This is a genomic window from Niastella populi (genome assembly GCF_002078015.1).
Lineage (GTDB): Bacteria > Bacteroidota > Bacteroidia > Chitinophagales > Chitinophagaceae > Niastella > Niastella populi.
The window spans coordinates 44394-69533 of the sequence record NZ_LWBP01000056.1; the positions used below are offsets into that span (position 1 = coordinate 44394).

Here is a 25140-nt window from a genome sequence, read left to right on the forward strand (position 1 = left end):
AACAGGTTTATGGGTTGTGCATGCATGTTATGCGCATATCTGATGGGTATGAACACATGTGTTCTGCATTCACTATTCATCATAGACCATTCACCATTCATGACCCTCGCCCCGGGTAATACATTTCGCCAAATGCGTTATGCCGGCCCGTCTATTGTGCAAACCGTGCTAAGTGAAGCCGGGATCAGTAGTTCATTCCGCAAAGGGATTTATTACCGGTTCACGATTCATGATTCACGACATTTTAAAACACCAAATACTTCCATTATGAAGAAGCTTTTACCCGCATGTTTATTGTTGGGTGCGCTAACCACGCTACAAAAAAATGCCCAGGCTCAGAACTGGCAACTTGTATGGCAGGATGAATTTACCAACGGTATCAGTTCCGATTGGGTTTTTGAAACCGGTAACGGCAGCAGCGGCTGGGGTAATAACGAACTCGAGTATTACCGCCGCGAAAACGCAACTATCGAAAACGGCCAGTTGGTGATCACCGCCAAACGCGAATCCTTCGGCGGCTTCAACTACACTTCAGCAAGAATGAAAACGCAGGGCAACAAGTCGTGGAAATACGGCAAGTTTGAAGCCCGCATCAAAATGCCTGCATTTTCAGGTATCTGGCCTGCATTCTGGATGCTCGGCAACACTATTTCAGACCCGAACGTAGGCTGGCCCGCCTGCGGCGAGATCGACATTATGGAACACATCAATGCCGAGAACCGCACCTATGGTACACCGCACTGGAGAGACCATAATAACAATTATGCCTCTTTCGGTGGTAATACCTTCTGCACCGTTACCGATTACCACATCTACAGCGTTGAATGGGATGCGAATTACATCCGCTGGTTCCTCGACGGCGCCAAGTTCCATGAAATGTATATTGGCGGCGGCATTAACGGTACCAGTGAATTCCACGCCAATCACTTCCTGTTGCTGAATATGGCCGTTGGCGGTAACTGGCCCGGCTTCAACATCGACCTGAATGGTTTTCCTGCAAAAATGTATGTCGACTACGTACGTGTTTACCAGGACGGCGGCGGCAACCCGAATCCTGTGGGTCAAACCATACAGGCTGAAAGCTTCACCGCTCAGTCGGGCGTGCAAACCGAAACAACTACCGATGCAGGCGGCGGCAGCAATGTGGGCTGGATAGATGCCAACGACTGGATGGCTTATGGCGCTGTCACCTTCCCTACCACCGGAACCTACAAAGTTGAATACCGTGTAGCCAGCCTGAATGGCGGTGGCCGTTTATCGTTAGACCTGAATGCAGGCGCTACGGTATTGGGTCAGCTCGATGTGCCTTCTACAGGCGGCTGGCAAAACTGGACCACTATATCACACAACGTACATATCAATGCAGGCACTTACAATCCCGGCATATTTGCAATCGCCGGCGGCTGGAACCTGAACTGGATCCGCTTTACACCAGTGGGCACAGCACGCGTTGCTTCCAATACAGATATGGTGAATAACCTCATCGATAACTCAGTGCAATCAGGGAAAGGTTTTACTATTTATCCTAACCCGGTTCAGCAAAAACTGAACATCCTCAGCAGCGAATCTTTGATCGGTGGCCTTATCCGCATCTTCGATATCAGCGGAAGACAGGTTATTACCGCACGCCCGGCCAGCAATAACATAGATGTATCATCACTGGCGCCTGGTGTATATACACTGGTATTCATCAAAGGCAAAACAAAGATCACCTCAGCGTTCATTAAATAGATCTGCTAACCGTGTAAAAACCAAGTATCATGATTAGAAATTTAGGAAAAATTGGTCTCTTTTCTCTCTTGTTTGCCGCAGCGGCCCCACGCGCCGAAGCGCAGTTCCGGGTTGTGGGGTACATGCCCTCATGGGCCGGCGATGTAAACGTGATTCAGTACAACAAGCTTACGCACATCAACTATGCGTTCGCTTTACCTACGTGGAACGGCGGTTTACAACCACTTGAAAATGCATGGAAACTGCAAAGCCTTGTTTCGCAGGCGCACGCCCGCAATGTAAAGGTTTGTATTGCAGTAGGCGGCTGGAACAACGGTGATGACGGCGCTTTTGAATCACTGGCAGCCAACGCCACTTATCGTACCAACTTTGTAAATGCCCTTATCGGCATGGTAAATCAGTACGGCCTGGATGGCGTTGATATGGATTGGGAATACCCCGACAATGGCGCTTCCGCCAACAACTACGTTGCGCTGATGAGCCAGCTGAGTACCGAACTGCACAATCGTGGTAAGATCCTTACCGCGGCTGTTGTAGGCATCAACGGTAGCAGCATCCTGAGCAGTGTGTTCAACGTCGTCGACTTCCTGAACCTGATGGCTTACGACTATAACAGTTTCGATCACTCCACCTTCAGCTATGCCCAACAGTCGTTGAACTACTGGAAAGGCCGCGGCCTACCTGCTTCGAAAGCGGTGCTGGGCGTTCCTTTCTATGGCAGACCAAGCTGGGAAACATTTACGCAACTGGTTAACCGTGGCGCCAACCCGAATGCCGATGTATTCAACGGCGTTGGTTACAATGGCATCACTACCATTAAAAACAAAACCAACCTGGCATGGGATCAGGGCGGTGGCATCATGATCTGGGAACTGTCGGGCGATTTCGGCGCAGGCAATTCCAATTCACTGTTATCAGCTATCAACGAAGTAGTGATCAACCGGGGCGGCAGCAATCCTCCCAACCCGGGCAATCCGTTCACTATCCAGGCTGAGAACTACAACAGCATGGCCGGCGTACAAACCGAAGCGACTACCGATGCAGGCGGCGGTTCAAATGTTGGCTGGATCGATGCTACCGACTGGATGGCATTCTACAACATCAACTTCCCTGTTACCGGAACGTACAAAGTAGAATACCGGGTAGCAAGCCTGAATGGCGGCGGCCGTGTGTCATGCGATTTGAATGCCGGTTCCATTCAACTGGGCGCTGTGGATATTCCATCAACCGGCGGCTGGCAGAACTGGACCACTGTTTCGCATAACGTTCACATCAATGCAGGTACTTATAACTTCGGCGTATATGCTCAATCGGGCGGATGGAACCTGAACTGGATTCGCATAACACCGCCAGCAACCGGCGCAAAAATTTCCACAAACGGCGAAATGGTTTCAAATTTGATCAATAACTCCGTTCAATCCGGTAAAGCATTCACCATTTACCCGAATCCTGTGCAGCAGACACTGAACATTTCGAATGGTGGCGAATCTTTAGCTGGTGGAACCATCAGAATTTATGATATTCAGGGCAAACAGGTTGTAACTGCCCGCGCAGCCAGCAACCAGATCAACGTATCAGCTTTGAGGTCCGGCGTTTATACCCTGGAGTTCATCAAAGGCGATAAGAAGATCACCCGCCAGTTTATCAAGTAGGATTTTGATTTTGAGATTTTGAGATTTAGGATTTCATTCTGTTCAGCAGGTTTATAAATCGCAAAATTCCCAAATCCTCCAATCCCAAATCTCTAAATCAGAAATCACATTAGAGATAATAACCCTGTCAGGTCCTAAGCCGTGTATGCATATCTAATTCATATGTATACAACCGGAATGGTGACCTGACAGGTTTTTTATTTATATACATTCCTCATTTTAATCAAGCAACATGCACAAATTAAATCTGTACCTGCTGGTAGGCCTGTGCGCAATCACATCCGTAACCTACGGTCAGGACAAACGTTATCCCATCGGAAGCAGTTCCAACATGCTAAGCAATGTTCGAAAACAGATAACGGCAACACAAAGGCCAGGCGGCCTTAGCCGTTTGCAGTTAAAGCTCTCCTCTTCTGTTACCTTACCTGCTTCGGTAAAATTCCGCCGGTCGGCGGGTTCCGGCGCCGAACAACTGGCAGGTAGTATTGAAAATGATCCCAACTCTTCTTTCTACCTGGTGATCGACGGCCAGTCAGTGTACGGACACATTTTGTTGCAGAACAGCAAGAAAGCATACAAATACGTTTCCGATAACAGCGGAGCTGTATTTGTGGAGGAAACAAATATCGATAATATAGTATGTGTCGACTATACTAAAGCGAATATCGCCGAAGCCGAAGCAAGCGCTTCCGATGCCCCTGTAGCCAATGCACCTGCAGCGGTCAACGACCTGCAAAGCTATCCGGGCGGCAACGGTTGTGTGTTGCTCGATTTCGACGGGCAATATGTTTCAGGCACTGGCTGGAACAACGGTAATCCAATCAATGCAGCCCCGGCTAATTTATCCGATGCAGACAAGGAAAACGTATGGAAACTGATCAGTGAAGATTACCGCCCATTCCATTTGAATGTGACTACCAGTGAGGCCGTTTTTAACACGTACCCGAAAACGAAAAGAATGCGTTGCATTTTTACACCTACGAATACGGCTGCCCCGGGAGCCGGCGGGGTAGCTTATTTAGGTTCTTTCAGATGGAACGACGATACGCCCTGCTGGGTGTTCAACGGTGGTGCGAAAGCAGCCGGTGAAGCCGGTTCGCATGAAGTAGGCCACACGTTCGGTTTATCGCACGACGGAAGAACATCGCCCAAAGAAGAATATTATCAGGGCCAGGGTACCTGGGCGCCTATCATGGGCGTTGGGTATTACAAATCGCTTGTACAATGGAGCAAGGGCGAATACGCCAATGCCAGTACCACACAGGACGACCTCGCAATTATCGCAGGCACTACCTATGGCGTAGGTTACCGGGCCGATGATTATGGCAATGCTATTTCAGGCGCGGCATCACTAACCATCGATGCATCGGGCAATGTGAACAATGCAGGGGTTATTGAACGCACCGGCGATGTCGACATGTTTACCTTCACCACCAACGGCGGAAATCTCAACCTAACATTTAATCCGAATGCCTATACGCCAAATCTTGACATTATTGCAACCTTATACAACAACAATGGCACAGCCATCACTTCTTCGAACCCTGCCGCACTGAATGCTGCCATCAGCAGCACGCTTGCAGCCGGCACATACTATGTTTCGGTTACAGGTACGGGTTCAGGAACGCCCAGTACAACCGGTTACAGCAATTACGCGTCATTGGGTAATTATACCATTACCGGAACGATCGCCGGCGGTTCTACCCCAACCGGTATCGCTATTTTCTATAAAGATTGTAATTACTCCGGTTCATTTGCAGTTGGCCTCAACGCAGGCAGCTATACCATAGCGCAACTGACCGCCAAAGGCATTACCAATAAAGACATTTCATCTATTAAAATAACACCGGGTTACGAGGTGGTGCTATACAAGAACGACAATTTAGGCGGCGCCTTTGCCGGGTTCACTGCCGATGTGGCCTGCCTGGTGAACAACGGCTGGAACGACAGCACCGCTTCATTACGCATTCGTGCTGTAACAAACACCTTACCAGCCATAAGCATTACATCGCCCGCCAACGGAAGTTCCTTTGCTTCCCCGGCCAGCATTACCATCAATGTAAATGCAACCGATGGCGATGGTTCCATCAGTAAAGTAGCGTTCTACAACGGCTCAACCAAACTGGGTGAAGATGCAAGCAGTCCGTACTCCTATACCTGGGCCAATGTAGGCGGCGGTACCTATAACATCAGGGCGGTTGCCACCGATGACCGTGGCGCAACGGCTACCGCTCAGATCAATGTGGCTGTAAGCAACCCTTCGGGCGCTACGGTATACAAACATTGCAACTACGGCGGTTATGCCATCAATCTGCCGGTGGGCACTTATACGGTTAACCAGTTGATCGCTCTGGGCGCCGTTAACGACGACATCTCTTCTCTACGGGTGAACAGCGGTTACGAAGCCATCCTGTACCGCGATAATAATTTTACCGGCCCCGCTTACCTGTTCAAAGGCAATTTCGCCTGCCTGGTTAGCGTAGGTTTATCGGGTGGTACAACAGTGAATTTGAACGACTGGGCCAGTTCGGTGGTGATCCGCCAGACCACGGCACAGATCACTTCTGCAGATGAAGAAAGTAACGTTTACCCGTTCATCGATCATTCAGCCACGCTCAAAATATCGCCCAACCCGGTTAACAGCGAAATGGTGGTTCAGTACGGCAATATGGGCGATGTGTTCGATCTGAAAATCTTCGACGTAAATGGCGGTATTGTCTTTACAGCGCCCCGCGTATTGAGTGGCCAGCATATAAATATTGCCAGCCTGCGCACCGGGGTATATTTTGTAAGGATCAACAATGGAAAGGAAACAATTACGAAGAAATTGATAAAACGGTAGAAAAAGGCAACGAGGCAACGGGGAATACAGATTTCCGCCACTTAATGCATTTTGCCTTAATGCTATATATAATAAAACATTAAAACCAATTGCTGGCATGAAAGAATAGTCCATTAGTCACAGTCATAGTCCGTCAAAACGGAGCGGGAAGCATGCCACCCGCTCCGTTTTTTATGTTATGGCAGATGCGCCACACCTTCGAGGGGTGGCACATCTTTTAAAAAGTTGCCGCCACTTTACAATATGGCCACCGCTTACCCGTCTACCTCTGAAAACACGGCTCTATGCATTCAATAGCTTTTCCCATTGTTACCGGCATTCTTCTGATCGGCCTTGTATTATCATTCTACCTGAATAACAGGGGTAACAGGAACGACAGTGATCTCAACATTTACTCATGAGGCCAACCATTTAGCCGGCCTGCCGCATTGCCGGGAATTCGCCCGTTGTAAACCTGTGCACCCGTCAATCCCACTCTTAACAATTCCGGGGAGTCATTTCTCAATTATTTTTCTTAACTTAGAAATGGCCCGTTGAAGGTAAACCCACTTCTGTTTAAAGACCACTATAGAAAGAATTATACTTTTTTAATCTTACAGGTTGCCAATTGTATTGAATCAGCTGCCGAAGCAGCTGGTGAGGAAAAACCACGGCTATTTCCAAAGCTAACTACCATTTCTTCATACACTAAACCATGTACGTATGAATTTATCAATAACACACAAGCAGCGCTGGCTTTTATTAACGATAGTGGTTATTGGCATTACAGGAGCCGCATTTGGAATAGCATCTACTGGTAATGGCGTTTGGATCTCGCTGATCGCCCCATTGGCGCTGATCGCATTTGCCCTGTTGTTTAAAAACCCGGTACGGTCGCAGCAAAATATGGTAAACGACCAAAGTGTAGCCACCCCGCCGGTAAATAAGCTGGAAGAAATGATAAAGCTGCTCGACCTGAAAGATCATGGCAGTATCTCCGACGCAGAATTCCAGGAAAGAAGAGCCGACCTGATATATAATCATTAAAAAAAGGCATATAGGCAAAAAGGCAACGAGGCAACGAGGAATACAATTCCGGACACTTAATGCCTTCTTGCCTTGGTTTATTAAGTAGAAGTATAAGAGACCTGTATGCCTTTATGCCTTATTGCCTTCGCTTATTAAGTATAAAGTATAGGAAACCTGTATTCCTTTATGCCTTTATGCCTTTATGCCTCGCTGCCTTAGTACCTCGTTGCCTTGTTATTTCCCATCCGGCACCAGTAGTACCGCATCTGCCACCACTGCCCCATCGGCATTGGCCGCATGTATTGTTATGTGCGCATTTGAACCTGCACGTAATTTAAACTTACCTATCGACACCCATTCGCCGGAGGTTTGTCCCTGCACCTGAATGTCGCTTTTCTTCAACGTAACCTTTGCTTCTTTACTGCCATCAAAAACAGTGACCATTGTTTGGGAAGCCAGCTTGTTATAGTTGGGCAGCATATACGTATAAAGCTGGTAAGAACCATCTTTTTCAACAACCGGTTTGTATTGTACCGACCGTTCTTCGGCTGAAGGTTCATCGGCCGTAAGCACAGAAGGACCGTAACCTATACGCTCTTTGGTGGCCCAGTTTCCTTTTATGGTTACCTGGTTTGTATTGGCATTATCAACAAGTATCTCGGGAATACTGCCATCGGCCAGCGGATTTGTTTTAAGCGCCTGTTGCAACTGCTGCACATTCACCTCCTGCACATCGAGTTTACCCTCAAGGGCCATGGAAGCGGCGGTAGCGGCAGCCTGGCCAAGCACCATGAACACCGGTTCCATCCTGATAGAACCATAGGCAATATGACTGGCCGATAAACAAACCGGCACCAGCAGGTTCTTAATTTCTTTTGACCGCGGAACAATTGAACGGTAAGAAATTGGATACGGTCCAAAACCGCCCACCTGCACATCGCCTTCGTTCTTCACCATTTTATTGACCACAACGCGTTGGGCATTGTGCGAATCCATGGTATAGGCAGCCATACCGATGCCATCGCTCACAACTTCCTTACCCAGGCAATTGGCTTCCGTCATAACGTAGGCGCTGATCATGCGCCGTGCTTCGCGCACATACATTTGCGGCGTGAAATTATTATTATCGGTGAACTCGTCTTTTGGATAACCCCATGCAAGCATTTCCTTCCGCAGGTGCTCAGGCATGCGGGGATCGTGACCAATGAAATACAACAGCCCCTTTACATAGGTTTCATGCTGCTTTTTAATGATCTCCCGTTTTTCATAATTGCTTTCGGGATACTTATAGTTCATGCCGATCATATCGGTTGAGAACGGCCCGTTGTTATTGATATCCGTTTTATGATTGGGCATGCGGTCGATCTTGAGGATTGCGCCAAGGCTGGCGGCCGGCTTTTTGGCAAGCAAACGCAACAACAATTCATACATGGTTGAATCGTACCCTTCGGGCCGGGTAATATCGATGCGGTTGGCCGGATCATCGGTTAAACAGATGCGGTAATTATAGGCCTGCACTTTGGTATCGGCCGAACCGTTAGGCAGCAGCAGCGCTTCCGAGATCCCCCATAATAAACCGCTTTCGGGTTTACCGGGGATCCTGTAAGGATCAACGCCATCGGGGAACTGGTGTTTATCGCGCAATTGCACCCCGTTGATGGTTTCGTTATACATGATGTTCGATTCACGGCCCACTGTAAACGAAACGTTCGCCTTTGCCATCAGATCGCCTTCATAAGAGCAGTCGATGAACATTTTCGCCTCTACCTTTTTGGTAGTGATCTGCCCTTCTTCATTGAGATAATTGAGCTCCAGCTCTTTGATATACCCGAACTCACTTCTAACGGCCATCAGGGTATGGCCCAGCGCCACATCTACCTTTGCCGATTTAATGTATTGCATGAATACTTCTTTGGCCACATGCGGCTCGAAGATCCAGCTCTCGAACTTGCCATATTTCTTTCCTACTTTCCGGTAAAAATCAAGCCCGAGCCCCGATACCGCATATTTATTACCGATATCGGTAAAACCCAGTCCGCCCGAAGTAAGGCCGCCGATATGTTTGCCCGGCTCTATCACCAGCACCGAATGATGCATCTTTTTGGCCGTATATGCAGCAATGATGCCGGCCGAAGTGGCGCCGTAGATACATACATCGACCTGTACGGGTCTGGGACTTTGACTATGAGCAGGAACGATAAAAACAAGGATGCCGATCACCAGCATTCGTAATTGTAGCATAAGCAATCTTTCAGATGAATATTAGGATTAAACTGCAAAGAAAGGGCTAAAACGCAGTTCGCGGCGTATTATTTTTTGCTCAATGTAGAATCGGGAATATCAATAACTGAGACAATGTCTTTGGGTGGTGCAGGTGGCAGCGGCGGCGGCGCCTGAGGTTTTTGCATCAGATCGAGGTGATTGAACAAATGCTCGTACCTGCCTTTGGCATTGATGGTTTGAACCGAAAGCACGATCTGTGTCAGCCGCAGGAATGCCTGCTCCCAGGTTTTGCGCATCAGCTCATTCCAGGCCGGGTGGAGCTGCAGCAGCGCATTCATATTCTTTCTGGATATATATAACAGGTGACAGTTCTCAATGGCTTGTATATTGAACTTTGCCGCGCACTGGTAAGTATAACTCTCGAGGTCGGTAAAGAAATTCCCTTCAAAGGCAAACCAGTTGGTGACAACCAGGTTATCGACCATCGTATAAATACGCAGCGTGCCCTTCTCCACAAAATAATAGTTATCGCAGTACTGACCGGCTTTTATGAGATGGCTTTCCTTCTCCAGCTCGAGGTATTGAAACGACTGCACCATATACTCCAGTTCACTTTCCGTAACGGAAACAGAGCGTTTTATATGGTCTATCAGCGTTTTCATTTCAATTGATATAAGGACGGGATGGCGCAACAGGCGGGATGTGCACATTTCAACAGGACCATAACCGATAAACAAAGGTATGATTTATAATAGCTGTTGCATATACGTGAATATACTATTTAGGAATAAACCTGAACAAGGGATTACATAATAAATAACTACAATATGGGAGGAAATAAAATAATTAAAAAAAGCTGATGCCCTGTAACGGTAAACAATTAAAACCAAACTTTCAGCCGTATCTCCTTACGAAAACGGTTTCGTAATTTCTTAAAAGATAATATTCCGTTGATATTTCCTTAATGTATTCATAACCAGCACTTATTAAGGTTGCCCCATTTATTCTAACAACTTTGCGGCACAAAAAAATCAGCGCTAAATGAAATTATTCAACTCACGGGTTGCCGTGTTGGGTGTACTGCTACTGGCACATCTGCTGGTGTATGCATCTGCCTTTTCCCAAACGACCCAGACCACTGCAAGAGGAACAGTAGTCAATGAAAGCGCCACACCATTGCAAGGTGTTACGGTAGTGGCGGTTAACGAAAAAAACCAAAACAAAAGATCGGTTCAAACGAATTCAAAAGGAGCATTCGAAATTAAGGACCTCAATACAACAGGTACTTACCGCTTCACATTCTCCTACGTAGGTTATGAAGATAAAACAATCAGCGGCAGTGTGCCCGACGCTTCAGGCAACATTGTGCTGAATGTAACCATGGAGCCATCTACCACCAATACGCAGGCACAAGTAGTAGTGGTGGGTTACGGTAAATCAACCAAACGCGACGTTACCGGCTCAATGAAATCGGTAAAGGCAGCCGACTTCAACCGCGGCATCATCAACACGCCTGAAGAACTGTTACAGGGTAAAGTATCAGGCGTAAACGTTACTTCTGCAAGCGGTGAGCCGGGCGCCATTCAAAATATTACCATTCGCGGCCCGGGCGGTGTACGTACCGGAAGCACTCCATTATTTGTAGTAGATGGTATGGCCCTCGACAACTCTTCGGTTGGCGGCACCATCAACCCCATCAGCTTCCTCAATCCGCAGGATATTGAATCGATGGACGTATTGAAAGATGCATCCGCAACTGCCATCTATGGAGCGAGAGGCGCCAACGGCGTTGTGATCATCACTACTAAAAAAGGCCGTGCAGGATTTAGCTCGGTAAACTATAACTTCAGCGGCGGCTTCAGCAGAATGGCCAACCCCTTACCTGTTTATAAAGCCGATGAATACAGAACACAGGTAAAAGCACTGGGCAATGCGCTCGAAGATTTCGGCGGCGCTACCGACTGGCAAAAAGAGGTGAGCCGTACTGCCTGGACGCAAAACCACAACGTTACACTTTCCGGCGGAACCGAAAAGTTCACCTATTATGGTTCCTTTGGTATGCAGCTGCAACAGGGCATCCTGAAAGGCAACGATGTTAAACGTTACAACGGCCGCTTCAACATGAGCCAGAAACTGCTCGACGACAAACTCGTGATAGAAGCTAACCTGAGCGCCAACAATACCGTTAACCTGCGCCCCAATGTCGGCAGCCTTATCGGTGGCGCCATCTCAACCAATCCTACCATCCCTGCATATGGTGAAGATGGCAAACCTTACCAGTTCCAGAACGGAATCAATCCACTTACCGTGCTGGCGCTTGAAAAAGACCTCACTACCATCAACCGGGTGCTGGGAAATATCAGCGGTTCTTTGACCCTTACAAAAGGACTGGTATACAAACTGAACTTTGGCGTTGATAACTCATCCGCTACAAGAGATAGTCTGGCACTGCCCAATACCGTACCATTACGTTTGGGCCGTTTGGCAACCTATACCAACGTTAACCGTAACTACCTGATCGAAAACTACCTCACTTATTCAACAACGATCAACGCCCACAAACTCACGGCACTGGCAGGGCACTCTTACCAGAAGATCTTTGTACAGCGCCGGGGTACCAGTATCAACAACTTCCCCATCTCAAATATAGATCCTGTCTACAATCCGGGCCTGGGACAGGAGCTCACGCTTGCCAACAACCGCCCAACGGGACATGCGCTCATCAATGAGCTGCAGTCATTCTTCGGTCGCGTAAACTACCAGTACAACGACAAATACTTATTTACAGCGACCTTACGCGCCGATGGTTCATCCAAATTCGGTTCCAATAACAAGTATGGTATCTTTCCCTCCTTCTCAGGAGCATGGATTATGTCGAAAGAGAAATTCCTGGAGAACGGCCCCTTTTACAACCTGAAACTGCGTGCAGGATGGGGACAAACCGGTAACCAGGAAATTCCGTCCAAGATCACACAGGCGTTGTTCACCGCCACACCAGGCGCAGGCGCCAGCTACCCGCTGTACCCCGGCACCACTTACCCGGTAGGGACCGCTTATCAGCGGTTAGCCAATCCTGATATCCAATGGGAAGTTTCTTCACAAACCGACATCGGCGTTGACTTTGAACTATTGGGCGGCGCATTGTCAGGTACCGTCGACTACTTCCGTAAGGTTACCGGCAAGATCCTGCTTGAAGTAATACCCGCCGACCCCATACAGCCGGCATCTACCCAGTGGACCAATGTACCGGATATGACCATCACCAACCAGGGTGTGGAAGTTGACCTTGCCTACCGCCACACAACCCGCGGCGGGTTTTCTTATACAGTAGGCGGTAACGTTACCTTCATCAATAATAAAGTAGAAGAATCGCCCTACTCCGTGATCCCTTCAGGTTCAGCTTCCGGCGCCGGCCTTACCTCAGCTACCATCAATGGATATGTGAATGGTGAGCCCATCGGTACCTTCTTTTTACAGGAGTTCATTGGTTTCGATGCCAATGGCATTAGCATGTACCGCGACGTTACAGGAGACGGCATCGCCAATGATAAAGACCGCCAGGCGCTTGGTTCAGCATTACCTAAAACCATGTACAACTTCTATTTCAACCTCGGTTATAAAAAATTCGACCTCACGGCCAACTTCAATGGCATATCGGGCAACAAGATCTATGACAACACCGCCAACTCCAGCTTCTACAAAAACCTGCTGGCAAAAGGTGTGAACACGACGCCCGAAGCCATTGCCAGTGCCGAAGAAGCGATCACCAACGCAGCGCCGGTTTCATCGCGCTACCTGAAAGATGGTAAGTTCCTTCGCCTGAACAACCTGAGCATTGGTTACAATTTCAATCCACAGGCACTGGGCCTCGGCAAATGGGTAAAAGGGATGAGAGCATCGCTCACCGGGCAGAACCTGTTCGTGATCACCCCTTACGACGGCTATGACCCCGAAGTAAATACCGACAGGACCATCAACGGTATTTCATCTTATGGCATCGATTACCTCAGCTATCCTAAAGCAAGGTCATTTCTCCTTGGAATCAATGTAACCTTCTAAAGCTAATTACCATGACAAAGAAAATATTTATCCCAATTATATTCAGTGCGCTTGTAGCAGGTGCCGGCTGTACAAAACTCAACGAAAAAGTACTTGACGAATCATCAGCCACCGAACTTACGCCCAAACAGGCAGCCGAAGGAGCTATAGCTCCCGTATATGCGCAGCTGCCCACCATCTTCCTGCATACAAACTACCTTGCCATCCAGGAAATATCAACCGACGAAGCCATTCTCCCCTACCGCGGCGGTACCGATTGGGGCGATAACGGTATTTACCTCGCCATGCACAGGCATGCCTATACCTCAACCGACCCCAACCTCCGCAACACCTGGAACCTGCTGGTACAGGGCGTTTCAAGATCGATCTCGGCCCTGAACTCACTGCCAACACTGAACGACCCGTCGGTAAAAACGTTTGTTGCAGAAGCAAGGGCCATGCGCGCCTATTACAATATGCTGCTGCTCGACCTGTTCGGACTGGTTTTTGTAAAAGACGAGCCCAGCGCATTATCAGCTATTTTGCGTGGTAACGAAGCAGTGGAATACATTAAAAAAGAACTGCTCGATGCCGAACCCAACCTCGAGAGCAGTGTTACAACAGGAAGAATTTCGAAAGAAGCCTGCTGGGGATTACTGGCCCGCCTGTATCTCAACAGCGCGGCCTACAGGGATATCTATGGCGCCCAGTTTACCTTTACACCAGCCGATATGGACAAGGTGATTGAGTATTGCGACAAGATCATTTCTTCGAATAAATACCAGTTCTCGCCTGAGTACTTTGCTATTTTCGATGACAACAACGACACCAACAAAGAGATCATCTTTGCAGTAGACCAACGTGCTGATCTGAACGGACACAACCGGATGGCCTACTTCTCCCTTTCAGGCGACCAGTTCCCGCTGCCCGATTATGTAGGCGCCAACGGTACCGACGGCGCAGCCATAACTTCCGATTTCTACCAGTCATGGGCACAGGCTTATGCACCGGCAGACCCAGCAGCCGACCCACGTTTCTATAAAGAAAACCTGTCAATCTATTCAAACCCTGCCGACAGCTGCGTACCCGCTGCACAGTTCTTCATTAACCGTGGGATCCTGCGCGGACAGCAATATGGCCTCATCAGAAAGAACGGCGTATTTCAGAAATGTACCAGCGGCAGCATGAAAGTAGGTCCGTTGTTTCACGACACGCGTAACAAACCTACCCAACCGGTGATCTTTACTGAACAGGTAGACTTCACTACCGCCGGCAGCGATTATCCTTCGGGCTACCGCGTATCTAAATACATGTTCAGCCGCAAATCGGTAAGCGGCCGAAATTTCGGTGAAGCGGATATCGTTATCCTGCGCCTGGCAGATGTATACCTGATGCGCGCCGAAGCGAAACTCAGAAAAAACAATGATGCAACCGGTGCGCTTGCCGATGTAAATATCGTAAGAGCTTCGCGTACCGCCCGCCAGCAACCGCCAGCGCTTACCACCATGAACCTCGACCTGCTTTTCCGCGAGCGCGGTTTTGAATTGTATTGGGAATGCCTCCGCAGAACCGATATGATCCGTTTTGGTAAGTATGAAGGTACCTGGACGGAGAAGACCGACAACAATCCAAAGAAGCGGTTGTTCCCCATTCCGCAAACAGCGATCGATGGGGCAAGTAACCTGAAGGATTACCTGATACAGAACGACAGTTATTAATGAAGTTGAAAAGTTGACATGTTAACATGTTGATAAGGGATTCTATAAATCAAGTCACCTGATTAATTCATAACCAGGCAACAAAGAGGCTGTCAAAATAGAAGACAGCCTCTTTGGTTTTATAGAGCCGTTAGCTAAACAATAATGATTCCGGAATTAATAATTTGTTTTCCCTGTTTCGTAAGCTCATGTTGACATTTACGCCTAAGTTTGTACCTACGCACACATTACAAGACCAGCGGAACCCCGGGTAGATCCCGGGGATTCCGTCTGGCACAATTCTAAAGTTGAAAAGTTGACAGGTTAACAAGTTGATAAGGGTCCTGTATTTAAGCCAACTGACAACCACATAGTCTCCGACTTTATAAGATTTTAAGGGCACCAATGATAATCAGGTAAATAATAACATACATAACGAATCCCCCGCCGGCTGGCGGGGGATTTTTGCTTTAGGCTTTGGGCTGTATTCGCTTTCGGCTTTAGCCTGTATTTCGCTTGCAGCTTGAAGCTTGTAGCTTGCAGGGGTATTTGTATTCGCTTGCCGCTTTTTCTTATCTTACCTTATGTTTTCAGCCGAACTAACCAAACACAACAGCACCTATTCAACCGAGATCATTGCAGGCATTTCATCGTTCCTGGCAACCTCCTATATCATTGTTGTTAACCCGGCGGTACTTAGCCAGGCCGGCCTGCCCTTTAGCGGGGTGCTCACCGCCACAGTGCTGGTGTCGTTCTTCAGCAGCCTTATGATGGGTTGGTATGCGAAGAACCCGGTACTGGTAGCGCCGGGCATGGGGCTCAATGCCTTTTTTACTTTTTCAGCAGTGATCGGCATGAAAGTGCCCTGGCAGGTGGCGCTGGGCGCCGTGTTCTGGAGCGGCGTGCTCTTCCTCGTACTGTCGGCCTTTAACATTCGAACCTATATCGTACGCGCCATACCCAGGCCATTACGTTATGCCATTGCCGCCGGCATTGGTTTGTTCATTACGCTTATTGGTTTCGTGAATGCCGGTTTTATTGTACATAACCCGGCCACCATAGTAGGTATTGGAAAACTGCACCCGGCCCTGCTGACGTTTTTGGCGGGTTTGCTGTTTACCGCCGTACTGGTAACCCGGCAGGTAAAAGGCGCCATTCTCATTGGCATTGTGTTCACCACGCTGGCTGCTGTGCCATTGGGCCGCTGGTGGGCAACAGGCGCCCCGCCCCTTGTTGACTGGAAAGGTTTGATAGCCGCACCGGATTTTAGCCTGGTGCTGAAGCTCGACCTGGTGAACTCGCTGCAATGGTCGGTAATACCCGTGATCTTTGCCTTTGTATTTACCGATATGTTCGATAGCCTTTCCACCCTCGTTGGTTTATCTGAAGCCGCCAACCTGCTCGATGAAAAAGGCGAGCCGCGCAATATAAAACGGGCACTCGTAACCGATGCAGTAGCCACAACGCTTGCCGGACTGGCAGGATCGAGCCCCGGCACCGCCTATATAGAATCTGCTGTTGGCATTAAAGAAGGAGGCAGAACCGGGTTAACCGCCATAACCGGCGCATTGTTATTCCTGCCTTTTTTATTTTTAGCGCCCCTGTTATCGATGGTGCCTGCTATTGCCACCGCGCCGGCTTTGGTGCTGGTAGGCGTATTTATGGTGCAACCGGTAACAAAGATCAACTGGACTCAACTCGATGAGGCCATCCCCGCCTTTCTTGCCATGGTGATCATTCCCTTTTCTTACAGTATAACACAAGGTATCATTTGGGGTTTTCTCAGCTGGACGGCCATCAAACTCATAACCGGAAAAACAAAAGACATCAGTATTGCATTATGGATCATCGATGCATTTGCGATACTAGCTTTGATACTTGGATAAGTTATAAGTTGTAAGTGGTAAGTTATAAGTTTTAAGTTTTAAGATTTTCACTGTTCAACGGGTAAAAGGGAATGAAAAAGGCAGCGAAGAATATATTTCGTTTTTGTATATCTATTACGGCAGGCATTTATCGTTAGCCTACAATACGTAATTTATACACTAACATGTATTCCCCATACTGACCAGTCTGAGCAAAAGTTTCAACCTTTTACAATCACTTAACAAAAGAACCCAATAATACTTTGACCCGGTAACATAACCCACTAAACACATAGGGTATTAAAATCAAACACCGATGTCCTGCCTGCAAACTCAACGCTTTCCCCCATGCATGCCGCCGGCATATACAATTATAAACAGCCTGTCGTACGCTGTATAATTATTGTAAGCTCATTGTTATGATATCCACGTTTCAACAGATTGGCACGCTTTTTTAATAGTAGTGGCCGTTAAACAAAACGTAGATATGTAAATAATTTGAGTTAGCTTTTAATGCAGATTATTAATAATATCATAAACGTCAATTAACACTACAGTGATCAGCGATCATTTATTTCAAACCATTAATTTATTTATATGAACACATTTACTGCACGGGTTGAATTACACAGTGCGAACCCAAATGATTACAATAATCTATATACTGAAATGCAGAAGGAGTCACTGGTTGCAGCTGGTGAAAAAGTAGAATCAGGAAATGTTGAGTTCAAAAGCAAAGACAAAATATCGATAAGAGAAGTGATCGATGCGGTGGTAAGGGCAGCATCGAAAACGGGAAAAAAGTTTTCATTTACCGTAATGAAAGATAAGAACCTCGAGAAACTGGAAAGCAGAATGCGGTACCATTTGCAGCATTGATAATATGTTTCCTGCAGAATATTTTCAATTATAATACTTGTAAAGAAAGTAACAGGGCATCGTGGGCAGGTGCCCTGTTTTTGTGTCTGTTCACTTCCCCAATGATATCAATGAGGATCTATTTTCCGATCAAAAAACATAATCCGGAATAAGCACATAATAATGTGCCAGACTGCCAGTCACTAATTTAAATAATACAAACTTTTTTTGGTAGCGTATAAACACGGTTTTTAATAACGAAACCGGTTTCGTTAAATACCTCAAATGTTTAGCTAACCCTTTTTGCCGGGAGTGAAATTGGTTATACCTTAACGGTTTCACCAAATTTGGTATGATAACCGGAAACAAGTTATGCTAAAACGTATGAAAATTGCCGGGCGTCACAGCTTTATGCTGTTGATCATGGCTACAATGCTGCCATTTACGATTGCTGCCCAACTAAATACCCAGGCTTCCAAAGCACTTATTCAACGGGTTCTTCCCAAACACGCTACCCGGTTTATTGTTGAAGCCATTGCTGCCGAAAACGGTAAAGACATATTTGAGGTGGAAAGCCGCGCCGGCAAAATTGTATTGCGCGGCAACAATGGGTTATCGGTTGCTTCAGCTTTATACCACTATCTTACCGAATATGCGCATTGCCAGATAACCTGGAACGGCACCAACCTCAACCTGCCGGCCAGTCTGCCTGTGGTAAAGGAAAAAGTTCGCAGGGCCACGCCATATACATATCGTTATTATCTTAATTACTGTACGTTCAACTATAGTATGAGCTGGTGGGACTGGGACCGCTGGCAAAAGGAAATTGACTGGATGGCCCTGCACGGGATCAATATGCCCCTGGCCATTACGGGTGAAGAGTATACCTGGTACGTGGTGTATAAAGACATGGGTTTTAGTGATGCCGAGTTGAAAGACTTCTTCAGCGGCCCGGCCTATTTCGGCTGGTTCTGGATGGGAAACCTCGATGCCTGGGGTGGTCCACTCCCACTGAGTTGGATGAAAAGCCATAAAGTATTGCAGGAAAAGATCCTGAAGCGCGAGAGAGAACTGGGTATGAAGCCGGTATTGCCGGCTTTCACTGGTCACGTACCACCGGCATTTAAAAAGAAATATCCCAACGCCAGATTAAAGGCCACCAACTGGACGAACGGATTTGCCGATACATATATCCTCGATTCGGAAGATCCGTTGTTTGCGGAGATAGGTAAAAAGTTCCTGCAAAAACAAACGCAGTTGTTCGGAACCGATCATTTGTATTCAGCAGACACCTTTAATGAGAATGAACCGCCCTCCGATGATCCTGCTTTCCTGGGGGCCCTGAGCGCCCGTGTATATGAAGGCATGAAACAGGCCGATACCGCAGCCACCTGGGTAATGCAGGGCTGGTTATTTTATAGCGATAGAAAATTCTGGAAAGCGCCGCAGATAGAAGCATTGCTGAAAGCGGTGCCGGGCGATAAAATGCTGTTGCTCGATCTGGCTGCAGAAATTGAACCGGTATGGAAACGCACGAACGCGTTTTATGATAAACCCTGGATCTGGAATATGTTGCACAATTTCGGCGGCAATGTAAACATGTTTGGCCGGATGGATGGCGTGGCCGCCGGACCTGCAGCTGCATTGAACGATAAATCGTCGGGCAAAATGTGGGGCATTGGGTTAACCATGGAAGCCATTGAACAAAACCCGGTGCTGTATGAACTAATGATGGAACACGCGTGGCAAACAGAACCCATAATATTGGATACCTGGCTACCAAAATATGTATTGAACCGCTATGCTACCAATAGCAACGACCTGGTGAATGCCTGGCAAATATTACGGCAAACGGTGTATAATGGTAAAGATATCCGCGATGGCGCCGAATCGATCGTTACCGGCCGCCCCACCTTCGATTCCACCACCGTTTGGACGCGCACCAAACTGAACTATGACCGCAAAGACTTACTACCGGCCTGGGATCTGTTCATACAAGCCGCAGGCAAAGGCATTAATACCGATGGGTTCCGGTATGATGTGGTTGATATTACCCGCCAGGTGCTGGCTAACTATGCCGGACCGTTACAAAAGAAATGGGTGACCGCTTATAAAGAAAAAGACAGCGCGGCATTTAATAAATACAGCAAGGCATTTTTACAACTGATCAGCGATATGGATGTATTGCTGGCAACCCGGAAGGATTTTATGCTGGGCCCCTGGATCGCCAGCGCCCGCAGCCATGGCACCACGCCAGCAGAAAAAGCATTGTATGAGCAGAATGCCCGTGATCTCATTACCTTATGGGGCGATGCCAACAGCCCGCTTCATGAATACTCGAACCGCCAGTGGAGCGGTTTGCTGAATGATTTCTACAAACCACGCTGGCAACAGTTCTTTGCGCTGCTGCAGCAGTCGTTACGCACCGGCAAAGAACCCGACCTTCAACAATTCGGTGATGACATTAAACAGTGGGAATGGAAATGGGTAACAACGCAAAAGGGGTTTCCTGTTGTTCCTATTGGTGATGCAGTAAAGATCTCTGTTAAAATGTATAATAAATATAGAAAGGAGCTTGAATAGTTGTTCAGTTATTCAGTTGTTCAGTTTTAACTCACGAACTGAATAACTGAATAACTCAATAACTTACGAAGCCCGCATAGCACCAACAGTGCCTCAATCTAAGACGCTAGTTAAATTTATAAACAACTCCCGGCAACCATCGGCCAAATTGGAACTGCGGAGCGAAGGAAAGCGTATTCCTGTTTTTGTTTTTACCGCTTGCAGCAGCTTGTGATTTCAGTTTGGCGTACCGGTGATAATTATTTACAACCTGGCGGCCGATAAGGTGGCCGAGAATACCGCCTATCAACACGTCAGAGGCCCAGTGTTTATTTTCTGTAATGCGGCTTAAGCCAATGATCGATGCCGCAGTATAAGCGCCGATTTTTACCACCGGCCGGTCGCTATATTCCATAGCGTATACCGTTGCGGCCGCAAATGCCAGCGTAGTATGGCCTGAAGGGAAGGATGTATACGAGTAGCTGTCGGGCCTGTTACCGTTAGCGTCTCTTTTAAACTGGTAAAACGGTCCATGCCAGGCCGGACTATTCGTATTTGTTTCCGGATCGTAATAATATGGCCGTTGACGGCCCGATAAGAATTTGGCGGCTTCAAAGATCACTGCTGAAGTGATATATGCCTGCGTGGCCAGTAAGGTGGTGGTCTTTATCTTTTCATTTTTAAACAGCCAGCCATAGGTGCCAAGGGCTGCCAGTGTATACACTTCGTAAGCCCCGCCAAAACGCGTTATATACTTACTGGTACTCACCAGCGTAGTGCTTTTTTTACGCCAGTCTACAGCGTTTTTGCTGATGGGAACATCGAGCAACAGCACACCGCCCGTTACCGCTACCACGGCCGCGGTGCGGTACCAAAGGCGTGGTTTGGCGTAAAATGGGGAAGTTACCTGTTGTTTCAGGTCATTCGCCAGTAATTTCCAGTAAATGGGAAAGGTGATCTTTGTTTTTTGATTGTAGAATTCCCGCCTGATGCTATCCCGGCTGTCTCTCTTCAGTTCAGGCGGCCGTCTGCTCAGGCTATCCATTTTTCTAAACAGCTCCTTTTGCGCCTGGGCGGTAAAAGGCAATGGCAACAGCATCAACCACATGCAAGTATATCTGAATCGACGCCTCATAACATGCAACTGGTATAAACATAGGTATTCCGATGATGCATGTAAAAATTATGCCATAGGACACCTGACTTAAAACAGAAGAATAATTAATGTTGAATGTAAAAGTAAATACAGCAACCTCCCTGTTCTTCACTTCTATATTCAATATTGGACATGCTACATTCAATATTTGGTTCTTCTACCCCCTACTTCATTTACTTAAAGCCTCCTGGCTTCATTCAAACAAAACATTAACTATAAACTCCTGACGATCCCCATCTCCAGCCCCCGCAACTCCGCCAGTCCGCGCAAACGGCCTATGGCGCTGTAGCCGGGATAGGTTGATTTCTTCAGGTCATCGAGCATCTGGTGGCCATGATCGGGCCGCATGGGCAGCGTAACCTTGCGGCGTTGCATCATCAGCACCAGTTCTTTTATTACCGCATACATATCTACATCGCCGGTAAGATGATCGGCTTCATAGAAATTGCCGCCGCCCTCTCTCTTCGTGGCGCGCAGGTGTATAAAGTGAATATGATCGCCATAACGTTGTACCATACCTGGCAGGTCGTTATCAACCCGAACGCCAAACGAACCGGTACAAAAACACAATCCATTTGCCTTCGACGGTACCGCCTGCAACAGGTCTTTTACATCCTGCTCCGTGCTCATGATCCGCGGCAGCCCCAATACCGGGTAGGGCGGGTCGTCGGGATGAATGGCCATTTGTAACCCACATTCTTCTGCAACAGGCACTACCTGCTGCAGGAAATAAAATAAGTGCGCCTTCAGCTTTTCCCCATCGATATGAGCATATGTTTTCAATGCGGCCAGCACCTGTTCTTTGGTGAACGGTACATCACTGCCGGGCAAACCCAATAAAGCATTACGGTAAAGCGTTTCCTTTTTTTGTGGTGTTATGCTGTCAAGATATGACCTCGCCGCACTCAACTCTTCTGGTGTATATTCGTTTTCTGCGCCCGGTCTTTCGAGCATAAAAACATCAAATGCAACAAAGGCCAGCCGCTCAAAGAACAAGGCCTTACTGCCATCGGGCATTTCATAATCGATATCGGTGCGAACCCAATCGAGAATGGGCATGAAATTATAGGTGACCACTTTCAGTCCGCAGGCGGCCACATTGCGCAGGCTTTGCTGATAGTTTTGAATGTATTGCTGATAGTTACCCGACTGTTTTTTTATATCCTCATGTACCGGCAAACTTTCAATAACGGTCCAGCTCATGCCGGCCGCTTCTATCATCGCCTTTCGTTTGTTGATCTCGCCGGTGGTCCACACATCACCCACCGGAATATGGTGAAGCGCCGTAACGACGCCTGTGCATCCTGCCTGCCGTATATGTTGTAAAGGAACGGGATCATTGGGCCCGAACCATCGCATGGTGTACTCCATATGATAATATTGAATGCTGAATATTGAATTTTGAATGTAGAAGTAACTGCAAGTTTTCACTTCTACATTTTACATTGGACGTTCGATATTCGATATTTATTCCTCCCATTCATCTGTCCGGAACGAACTCGCCGGCAAGCCTTCCTTATTATACAAATTCGCCCCTTCGGGATTATCGGCCCAGGCATAGCGCACGGCAACGGGCTGCGGCACCTCATCGCTCCACACCACTACCCTGTTCCCCTCAATGGCAGCCTTTGCCCATACAAATTTTTTATCGGCGCCTGCAATAGCAAAATATTTCAGCTCACCGCCGCCCTTCGCCATCAACCCACTGCCGGTGCTGGTGAACTGTAACAATATCTTATTGCCCTGCACGGTCATCGATTGGTACAACGGCCCGCTATACACTACCTTTTTATCGCCATACGCCTGCTTCTGCGCCCACAACGCCAGCCGCTTTCCTACATCTTCTTTGTTCAATGGATGTATATCGTTCCATTCACCTATATCTGTAATTACAGCCATGCCGGTGTTGGGTAATGATAACGTTTTCATTTGCGCTTCGCGTGTCATGGCCCAACTGCTTTCGCCGGGTTTGTCTTTCGTTTGCATGTAGTTAGCCAGTTGTACAAACAGGAAGGGAAAATTTCCCTGTTTCCATTGCCGGCGCCAGGTATTTATAACTGCAGGAAACAAGGTACGGTACTCCACCGGCCTTCCTGCATTACTTTCGCCCTGGTACCAGATCACGCCTTTGATGCGATAGTTCAGCATGGGGGCAATCATCGCATTGTACAATCCCGTTGGCTGGTATTGAAAAAAAGTTTGCGCCGGTAATGGCGGTGCAGTAGTTCCCAACGCAAACCGCCATTCCCCCTTAAGATCAATTGTATGGTCGTCTGCGATCAACTCGTAAGGCTTATCAGTAATAAACCCACCGCGGCCGCCGCTATTGATAACCCGAACTACTATCGTATTTTTTCCGGGTTGCAGCATGCCTGCAGGCAACTCATATCTTCTTGGCGGATATTGATATCCAATTGTTCCGGCAAAACGGCCGTTTACAAAAACCGAATCCTGGTCAACAATTCTTCCCAATAATAATTTCACCGGCTTACCGGTCATGGAAGCAGGCACCTCAATATCTTTTCTAAACCATACTACCCCATTCACTCCTTTTAATCCATGTTCATCCCAAAAACCGGGCACCGGCATTTTCGACCAGCCGCTAACGTCAACGCCTGTATCGTACCAGGGTTTCGCATCATGTAAACCTTTATCCTGTTGCCAGATGGTCTTATACCAGTTGTCACGAAACCGGCGTTCGCCATTCCGTATGCTATCCATATAGCCTTCGCGTTTGTATTTCGCCAGTACTTCAAGGTGTTTTGGAAATGCCTGCAATGCTTCAGCGGTAAGCCACGCTTCTGCAGGTGAACCGCCCACACTGGCTTTTATAAGCCCAATGGGCACTTTGTATTTTTCATACAACTCCTTTGCAAAGAAATACCCGACCGCCGTGAACTGTAAAACGGTTTTCGGATCGGCCGCCACCCAACTGCCCGATTCAAGATCTGTTCGTGCTTTTTGAAACTCAAAAGTGGTAGCTACATTAAATTGCCTGATGGCCGGGTTGGCCGACTGTGCGATCGCTTCACCATACTTTTCCTTTACCCGTTCCATGGGCAATTCCATATTAGACTGGCCCGAACAAACCCATACGTCGCCTATTAAAATATTTTTTATAAGGATCTCATTACTGCCCCTGACTTCCATATCATACGGACCGCCCGCTTTTTGTGCAGGCAGCGTAACTTTCCAGGTGCTATCGGCCCCGGTGGCAGTTGAATATGTTTTATTATTGAATCGAACACGCACTTTCTCGCCCGGGGACGCCCAGCCCCAGATGGTTAATTTCGCATCACGCTGCAATACCATATTATCACTGATAAGGCGGGGAAGTTTTACCTGGGCAACAAGGGTGCTATAAAATAGGCTTGTAATGAATAAGAAATATAAACGCATCATAGATCTATGTTACAGGTTGATAGTTCATAGTTTACAGTTCACTGTTCACAGTTCACAGTTCATAGTTCATAGTTCATAGTTCACAGTTCATAGTTCATAGTTCATA

General features: G+C 47.6%; 14 protein-coding genes. 9 read left to right on the forward strand and 5 right to left on the reverse strand.

The window, feature by feature from the left end:
* Nucleotides 1-267 precede the first annotated feature (267 nt).
* The 4 genes from A4R26_RS06900 (at nucleotide 268) to A4R26_RS06915 (ending at nucleotide 7251) form a co-directional block, all read left to right on the forward strand.
* On the forward strand, nucleotides 268-1731 hold the full coding sequence (locus A4R26_RS06900; RefSeq protein WP_081163038.1) for a carbohydrate-binding protein: 1464 nt from the start codon (nucleotides 268-270) through the stop codon (nucleotides 1729-1731).
* Nucleotides 1732-1760: 29 nt separating this feature from the next.
* A complete protein-coding gene (locus tag A4R26_RS06905; RefSeq protein ID WP_081162658.1) occupies nucleotides 1761-3383 on the forward strand; it encodes a glycosyl hydrolase family 18 protein in 1623 nt (540 codons plus the stop codon).
* A 232-nt stretch (nucleotides 3384-3615) separates the two neighbouring features.
* The gene (locus tag A4R26_RS06910; RefSeq protein WP_081162661.1) at nucleotides 3616-6225 is read left to right on the forward strand and encodes an Ig-like domain-containing protein; all 2610 of its coding nucleotides are present in this window, start codon (nucleotides 3616-3618) and stop codon (nucleotides 6223-6225) included.
* A gap of 702 nt (nucleotides 6226-6927) precedes the next feature.
* A complete protein-coding gene (locus A4R26_RS06915; protein ID WP_081162664.1) occupies nucleotides 6928-7251 on the forward strand; it encodes an SHOCT domain-containing protein in 324 nt (107 codons plus the stop codon).
* Nucleotides 7252-7467: 216 nt separating this feature from the next.
* Here the strand turns inward: A4R26_RS06915 and A4R26_RS06920 are convergent, their stop codons facing one another.
* Together A4R26_RS06920 and A4R26_RS06925 are read right to left on the reverse strand one after the other, a co-directional pair.
* Nucleotides 7468-9474, reverse strand: coding sequence for an FAD-dependent oxidoreductase (locus tag A4R26_RS06920; protein WP_081162671.1), 2007 nt, complete (start codon nucleotides 9472-9474; stop codon nucleotides 7468-7470).
* Between the two features lie 68 nt (nucleotides 9475-9542).
* On the reverse strand, nucleotides 9543-10118 hold the full coding sequence (locus A4R26_RS06925) for a Crp/Fnr family transcriptional regulator (protein WP_165760177.1): 576 nt from the start codon (nucleotides 10116-10118) through the stop codon (nucleotides 9543-9545).
* A gap of 379 nt (nucleotides 10119-10497) precedes the next feature.
* Here A4R26_RS06925 and A4R26_RS06930 point away from each other — a divergent pair, with 379 nt between their 5' ends.
* From A4R26_RS06930 to A4R26_RS06950, 5 genes are all read left to right on the forward strand, one after another.
* A complete protein-coding gene (locus tag A4R26_RS06930; protein ID WP_081162678.1) occupies nucleotides 10498-13515 on the forward strand; it encodes a SusC/RagA family TonB-linked outer membrane protein in 3018 nt (1005 codons plus the stop codon).
* Nucleotides 13516-13526: 11 nt separating this feature from the next.
* Nucleotides 13527-15212: a RagB/SusD family nutrient uptake outer membrane protein gene (locus tag A4R26_RS06935; protein WP_081162681.1), complete on the forward strand. Its 1686-nt coding sequence runs from the start codon at nucleotides 13527-13529 to the stop codon at nucleotides 15210-15212.
* Nucleotides 15213-15775: 563 nt separating this feature from the next.
* A complete protein-coding gene (locus A4R26_RS06940; protein WP_081162684.1) occupies nucleotides 15776-17077 on the forward strand; it encodes an NCS2 family permease in 1302 nt (433 codons plus the stop codon).
* A 576-nt stretch (nucleotides 17078-17653) separates the two neighbouring features.
* On the forward strand, nucleotides 17654-17935 hold the full coding sequence (locus A4R26_RS06945; protein WP_081162688.1) for a hypothetical protein: 282 nt from the start codon (nucleotides 17654-17656) through the stop codon (nucleotides 17933-17935).
* A 351-nt stretch (nucleotides 17936-18286) separates the two neighbouring features.
* The gene (locus A4R26_RS06950) at nucleotides 18287-20497 is read left to right on the forward strand and encodes an alpha-N-acetylglucosaminidase (RefSeq protein ID WP_081162691.1); all 2211 of its coding nucleotides are present in this window, start codon (nucleotides 18287-18289) and stop codon (nucleotides 20495-20497) included.
* Nucleotides 20498-20603: 106 nt separating this feature from the next.
* Here the strand turns inward: A4R26_RS06950 and A4R26_RS06955 are convergent, their stop codons facing one another.
* The 3 genes from A4R26_RS06955 to A4R26_RS06965 all read right to left on the reverse strand — a co-directional run bounded on the left by A4R26_RS06955 (nucleotide 20604) and on the right by A4R26_RS06965 (nucleotide 25034).
* Nucleotides 20604-21584, reverse strand: coding sequence for a phosphatase PAP2 family protein (locus A4R26_RS06955; protein WP_165760178.1), 981 nt, complete (start codon nucleotides 21582-21584; stop codon nucleotides 20604-20606).
* A gap of 261 nt (nucleotides 21585-21845) precedes the next feature.
* Nucleotides 21846-23003 carry a mannonate dehydratase gene (uxuA, locus tag A4R26_RS06960; protein WP_081162696.1) on the reverse strand — a complete coding sequence of 386 codons (1158 nt, stop codon included), beginning with the start codon at nucleotides 23001-23003 and terminating at the stop codon, nucleotides 21846-21848.
* Between the two features lie 96 nt (nucleotides 23004-23099).
* The gene (locus tag A4R26_RS06965; RefSeq protein WP_081162699.1) at nucleotides 23100-25034 is read right to left on the reverse strand and encodes a sialate O-acetylesterase; all 1935 of its coding nucleotides are present in this window, start codon (nucleotides 25032-25034) and stop codon (nucleotides 23100-23102) included.
* Nucleotides 25035-25140 lie beyond the last annotated feature (106 nt).

Coding starts and splice junctions, on each gene's coding strand:
- A4R26_RS06965 (WP_081162699.1), bottom strand. CDS start 25,034: ATGATGCGTTTATATTTCTTATTCATTACAAGCCTATTTTATAGCACC.
- A4R26_RS06955 (WP_165760178.1), bottom strand. CDS start 21,584: ATGTGGTTGATGCTGTTGCCATTGCCTTTTACCGCCCAGGCGCAAAAG.
- A4R26_RS06925 (WP_165760177.1), bottom strand. CDS start 10,118: ATGAAAACGCTGATAGACCATATAAAACGCTCTGTTTCCGTTACGGAA.
- A4R26_RS06905 (WP_081162658.1), top strand. CDS start 1,761: ATGATTAGAAATTTAGGAAAAATTGGTCTCTTTTCTCTCTTGTTTGCC.
- A4R26_RS06940 (WP_081162684.1), top strand. CDS start 15,776: ATGTTTTCAGCCGAACTAACCAAACACAACAGCACCTATTCAACCGAG.
- A4R26_RS06910 (WP_081162661.1), top strand. CDS start 3,616: ATGCACAAATTAAATCTGTACCTGCTGGTAGGCCTGTGCGCAATCACA.
- uxuA (WP_081162696.1), bottom strand. CDS start 23,003: ATGGAGTACACCATGCGATGGTTCGGGCCCAATGATCCCGTTCCTTTA.
- A4R26_RS06950 (WP_081162691.1), top strand. CDS start 18,287: ATGCTAAAACGTATGAAAATTGCCGGGCGTCACAGCTTTATGCTGTTG.
- A4R26_RS06935 (WP_081162681.1), top strand. CDS start 13,527: ATGACAAAGAAAATATTTATCCCAATTATATTCAGTGCGCTTGTAGCA.
- A4R26_RS06920 (WP_081162671.1), bottom strand. CDS start 9,474: ATGCTACAATTACGAATGCTGGTGATCGGCATCCTTGTTTTTATCGTT.
- A4R26_RS06945 (WP_081162688.1), top strand. CDS start 17,654: ATGAACACATTTACTGCACGGGTTGAATTACACAGTGCGAACCCAAAT.
- A4R26_RS06915 (WP_081162664.1), top strand. CDS start 6,928: ATGAATTTATCAATAACACACAAGCAGCGCTGGCTTTTATTAACGATA.
- A4R26_RS06900 (WP_081163038.1), top strand. CDS start 268: ATGAAGAAGCTTTTACCCGCATGTTTATTGTTGGGTGCGCTAACCACG.
- A4R26_RS06930 (WP_081162678.1), top strand. CDS start 10,498: ATGAAATTATTCAACTCACGGGTTGCCGTGTTGGGTGTACTGCTACTG.